This is a genomic window from Ancylomarina sp. (assembly GCF_041555295.1).
Classification (GTDB): domain Bacteria; phylum Bacteroidota; class Bacteroidia; order Bacteroidales; family Marinifilaceae; genus Ancylomarina.
On sequence record NZ_JBFFKR010000236.1, the window covers coordinates 1 to 5,407 of the forward strand.

The window sequence follows — 5,407 nt, forward strand, 5'->3', positions numbered from 1 at the left end:
CGATATGCCCGAGGGAACAACCCTTGAGCGTACGGCAATGGTAACTAAAGAGCTTGCAGCCTATGTGGCACAGCAAAACAATGTGATGGATTACCAATCTTATGTCGGTACAGCTGCTCCAATGAATTTCAACGGTTTGGTTCGTCATTACGACTTGCGTAGGGGGGCTAATATGTCCGATATTCAGGTGAACCTGACTCACAAACACGATAGAGATGAACAATCGCATGATATTGCAAAGGCGATGCGCCCGGGCTTACAAGCCATAGGGAAGAAATTCAATGCCAATGTTAAGGTCGTTGAAGTGCCTCCTGGACCTCCTGTGATGTCAACTTTAGTTGCTGAAGTATATGGACCTAATGATCAGGAACAAATTGCGATTGCTTCTCAATTAAAAACGCTATTTAGCAAAACACCTGATGTGGTTGATGTAGATTGGTTGATTGAAGATGATCATAAAGAGTACCAGTTTGATGTGAATAAGGAGAAGGCTATGTTGGCTGGTGTAAGTACTCAACAAGTTGTTCAAACTATTGCTATGACTTTAAATGGTCAGGATGTGTCTCAGTTCTACCAAGAAAAAGAACACAATCAAATTGGCATTAATCTTCGTTTAAAAGAGGAGGAGAGGTCAAGCATAAACGATTTGAAAAAGGTGAATATTTTGACCCAAACAGGTGAGATGTTAGCCATTGGCGATATTGTTGAGATTAATGAGATTAACAAAGAGAAGAGTATTTACCGTAAAAACCAGAAGCGTGTCGTTTATGTGACAGCTGATGTGGCAGGTAAGCTTGAAAGTCCTGTTTATGGTATTATGGGCATCTCAGAAAATTTAGGTGAGATCAAAGTACCACAGGGTTTTTCTTTAACCGAGGAGTACACACAACAGCCTCTATTCGAAGATGATTATAGCCTGAAATGGGATGGCGAATGGCAAATAACCTACGAGGTATTCCGCGATTTAGGAACGGCATTTGCTGTTGTTCTACTCGTAATCTATATGCTGATAATTGGTTGGTTCCAAAACTTTAAAGTGCCATTTGTAATGATGGTTGCTATTCCTCTATCACTTATAGGTATTTTGGTTGGTCACTGGTTAATGGGTGCTTTCTTTACCGCAACATCGATGATTGGCCTGATTGCTCTGGCGGGTATTATGGTTCGGAACTCCATACTGCTCATCGACTTTATTAATCTGCGTTTGAAAGAGGGAAGTCCATTTAAGGAAGCTGTAATTGAAGCCGGAGCCGTAAGAACTACACCAATTCTATTAACAGCAGGAACTGTTGTTATTGGAGCCGTAGTGATTTTATTCGATCCAATTTTCCAAGGATTAGCCATTTCGCTAATGGGTGGAACCATAGCATCTACTTTCTTAACGCTTCTAATTGTTCCATTGATTTATTATATCACTGAAAAAAAGAATTATAAATAATACGATTTTATATTGAATCAAACGCCCCAAACTAATTAAAGCTTGGGGCGTTTTTTATGCAGTAAAACTGTAGAGTCGCAATTTATTGCGCCTGAATGGATGTATTGTGAAAATGTAGTACATTCCCTATTTATGAACCGCCTTAATAAAGGCTTCCACCTCAGGAATCCCTCCCTGATACAGAAGGTAACCATTATAAGGTTCTCTTTCTGTTATTTCATCGTTAATAGGTGTTATCATTAACTTATGCACCTCTTCCAGATCATCGGTCTGACCAAGTGCCCATCCCAGTTTGATATAGGCAACCTCAGGTAACATATTGCCACCAGGAACAATACCTCGTGACATCATTTCACGCCCGGTTTCATAAACAAACATCTGAACATAGCCCCAAATGGTTTGAAGCGTCATAAACATATACACGCCTTTTTTCTTAGCACGAGCAATGGATGGATACAGTTCTTTATTCACATGACCTAGGCCTGTCCCTATAAAAACTATGCCTTTGTAGCCACAATCAACCATGGCATCCAAAACGTCAGGTTTCATGCCTGGGTAGTAATATAACATAGTGACTTTATCACTGAAATAGGGCTTTATTGTAACATTTCTGTCTTTTCTTCTAGGCTTGTATTCTTTTTTGATGTAATCAATTTTATGACGATTGACCATAGCCAGCGGTGTATCTCCAATGGTACGGAAAGTCGATCGGTAGGAGGAGTGCATCTTACGCACACGGGTTCCTTTATGCAACAAGCCGTATTCATCCGAAGTGGGGCCAAACATACAAACCATCACCTCAGCAATATCAGAATTTCCAGCAGCAAACATGGCATGCATCAGGTTTAAAGCAGCATCGGAACTTGGCCGGTCTGACGAACGTTGCGATCCCACAATAACGATAGGAACAGGTGAGTTTTGCACCATAAAGGTTAGAGCAGCTCCCGTGTGATGCATGGTATCAGTACCATGACCAATAACAATACCATCAACACCGTTTTCAATTTCTTTCCCTATGGCTTTAGCCAGTTGTAGATACTGTTTAGGCCCCATGTTTTCACTAAATACGGCAAAGACTTTCTCGGTTGTTAAATTACAGATATCGGCCAATTCAGGCACAGCACCATATAGTTCTCCTGGCGAGAAAGCAGGAATAACAGCTCCTGTTCTATAATCCAGTCGCGAGGCAATAGTACCTCCCGTACCAAATAATTTGACACTAGGCAGACCTTCAGTAAAAGGAAACTCTTTTTCGGGTATTTTATAATTGGCCTTTTTGTAGCCAGTTTCCTTCATGTCAGTTATGGTGATGATATCAACACCAATATTATAACCCGTTATAATTTTTAAAACAATATGCTGATCGTCATCATTTTCCGATCGAGGTAGAATGGTGCCTTCAAAATCGCCACGTATTGTGATAATTTTTGCGGTTCCCCAAACTCTCACATTATATTTTTTGAGTACTTCTAGCGCACCTCCCTTGTATCCTTGAAAAATATCTTCCATAATAGTAGACTAATTAATAGCTTTTTCAATTTTAGTTTTCAATTCGCTTAAGGCTAAATTTCCTGTAGCCTGCTTATGAAGCTGGCCCATAATCCAATCAACGGTTTTCTTTTTATCCGTTTTACCATTGGTCTCTTTGAATTTTTCATTCAGATAATTAACGGGAGCTAATAATTCCTCAAGGCTTTTTTTCTTAAAATTAATGCTGGTCAGAATCGAAGAGAAATCCATATTAGGATGCTCAATTAACACAGGCATCATCAGCTTGGAAATGGCATAATGAAGTTTGTTCTCTTGTATGTATTTAAACATTTTTACAATGCGATTGTATTTAAAGTCTTCATGCTTTTTGTATTTCCCTTCTACATATTTCAAGTTATGCGCGAAGAAGGTTCCAATAAATTTGGCAGGGATCTTTAGTTTTTCGATTTTCTCGATAACCGGAACTAAATTGTTCCTTAAGATATAATGATCGGCATCAGTTGGGATGCCCCAATTGCGGAGTTGCTCATAACGTTTGGAAATATCAACGGGTAAATTCTTGTCCAGACTTTCGATATAAGAAAGTGGTAATGGGATAGGAGCCGAATCCGTATCAGGATACATTCTATCTGCTCCTGGCAGTACTCTTTCAAATATGGTAGTCCCATCCTTAAAGGATTTACGAGTTTCCTCAGGAATCGTATCGAATGCCATGGTGCATCTTTCTTCAATGGTTTCCATAGCCGTAGGAATATCCTCTTTTAGTCCCCAGAAGATAATTTGAGCATCGGTTTCACCCGCATTTAAAAGCTCTTTAATTTTATCAAAGTCAGCTTTTATGCTCGTACCATCAATCTCTTCCGAATGAATCATATTAGGCTTCTCGATACAAGCAATAACCTTTAATCGATCAGCAATTTCGTTGGCAAAGCATTGGCTGGGTTGAGTGAAATGAGATAGAATGCCCTGAAAACCTTCCAAATTAACAGCATACACTTCCATATCGGTAAAAACCATATCTGCTATCAGCTTATTTTCCAATGCGTCAGGATCAATCTTTATACTCTTGATTTTCCACGTCTCCTGATTCTTAACCTGATCTTTAAGCAGTTTTTGAACATGGATCAAGGCCCACTGACGGAAAGCTTCATTATGAGAAAGTTCTGGTATCCACTTATTATGGGCAACACCCTTTATCTCCACACGAGTACCGCCTTTACAGCTCACATTAACATCTTCGCGACCAGCGCCCATGCCTGTACGAACTTTGCCTGTACTTCGATTAAGAAAACGGATGTATTCCGCAGCTTCTCTTAATTCATCAGGGGTTTCACAATCGGGATAGGTAACAGTCTCGATCAGTGGCATGCCCAAACGATCGGTTTTATACACACGTTTGTGGCCTATATCCGAAATTTCTCTACAGGAATCTTCTTCTATACTCAACTGGATTAAACGAACTTTCTTATTCTTCAACTGAATATGGCCTTCAACACCAAGAATAGCTGTTCTCTGGAAACCTGCGGGGATACTGCCATCCAAATATTGCTTACGCGTGATATGCACTTCGCCCACAATATTAAGATTGGAAAGCAAAGAGATTTCAAGGGCATATTCCAAAGCCTCCTTATTAATAATAAAAGGGGGGGTGTCGTCAATTTCGTAGGTACAAGCCGAATTGTTGTTTAAACGATAAGTAATCTCTTTTCTGGTTTTAAACTCCATTAAAGCGGTTCCATCGTATTCGCCAAGTTCCGATAAGGTAGGACGCATATGGCGAATAATTTCGGCATCATAATCCTTATGGTCATGCAATAGACCAGCTGGACAATGACAAAAGAGTTTTTTTTCGGTTTTGAGCTGCTGATGGACTTCCAAACCAGACATAAATCCGATTCGTTTGTAATCCTTTTCTGTCGCTTCTTTTCTGGAGACATACCCTATGGTTTTTCGGGTATTCTGGTAGTTTTTTACTGGGTTAAATTTAGGCATAGTGGGTTTTAATTTTGGAAGCCATAAGGTAGATAAGATTATTAAGTTTAGCAAGCCTGTATTATAGAATTGGCTAATAATTAACTGCTTATAGAGCTATGAAAAGATGACCAAATTTGACAGAAGAAAGGCATGCTCTGACCTGATAGAATATTTGGAGCATTTTAAGAGGCATGCACTAAGGCGTATTTTAAAATCGATATAAGTAACGAAGCCCACATTTAACCTTCATCATATTTATATAACCTTAGAGACATCCAATTTGGACGTCTTGTATCAGTAAATCGGAGCACAATATTTTGTGTCTATCCTATATCCGCAAGAATAAATAAAATGGCAGGAAAAAAGTTTTAAGAATGTATATCCTTACGAAAGAACTGAATAAAACGATAAACTATTCTAAAGCCCCCAAACGCATTCAAGCTTGGGGGGGCTTTAGTTTTCCATACATGTTAAATAATAAAAAAGGTAAAAATAATTTTGTTA

Annotated in this window: 3 protein-coding genes; 1 reads left to right on the forward strand and 2 read right to left on the reverse strand. The window is 39.2% G+C overall.

Translation table 11 applies throughout. The annotated features are described in order from the left end of the window. Positions 1-1,438 (forward strand): efflux RND transporter permease subunit (locus ABY905_RS13565; RefSeq protein ID WP_372644771.1); only part of this gene is annotated, 1,438 nt, incomplete at its 5' end. 126 nt (positions 1,439-1,564) lie between these two features. Here ABY905_RS13565 and gatD read toward each other — a convergent pair. Together gatD and gatE are read right to left on the reverse strand one after the other, a co-directional pair. Next, on the reverse strand, positions 1,565-2,947 hold the full coding sequence (gene gatD / locus ABY905_RS13570; RefSeq protein ID WP_372644773.1) for a Glu-tRNA(Gln) amidotransferase subunit GatD: 1,383 nt from the start codon (positions 2,945-2,947) through the stop codon (positions 1,565-1,567). 9 nt (positions 2,948-2,956) lie between these two features. Next, on the reverse strand, positions 2,957-4,921 hold the full coding sequence (gene gatE, locus ABY905_RS13575; protein ID WP_372644774.1) for a Glu-tRNA(Gln) amidotransferase subunit GatE: 1,965 nt from the start codon (positions 4,919-4,921) through the stop codon (positions 2,957-2,959). Between the last annotated feature and the right edge of the window lie 486 nt (positions 4,922-5,407).

Coding starts and splice junctions, on each gene's coding strand:
- gatE (WP_372644774.1), bottom strand. CDS start 4,921: ATGCCTAAATTTAACCCAGTAAAAAACTACCAGAATACCCGAAAAACC.
- gatD (WP_372644773.1), bottom strand. CDS start 2,947: ATGGAAGATATTTTTCAAGGATACAAGGGAGGTGCGCTAGAAGTACTC.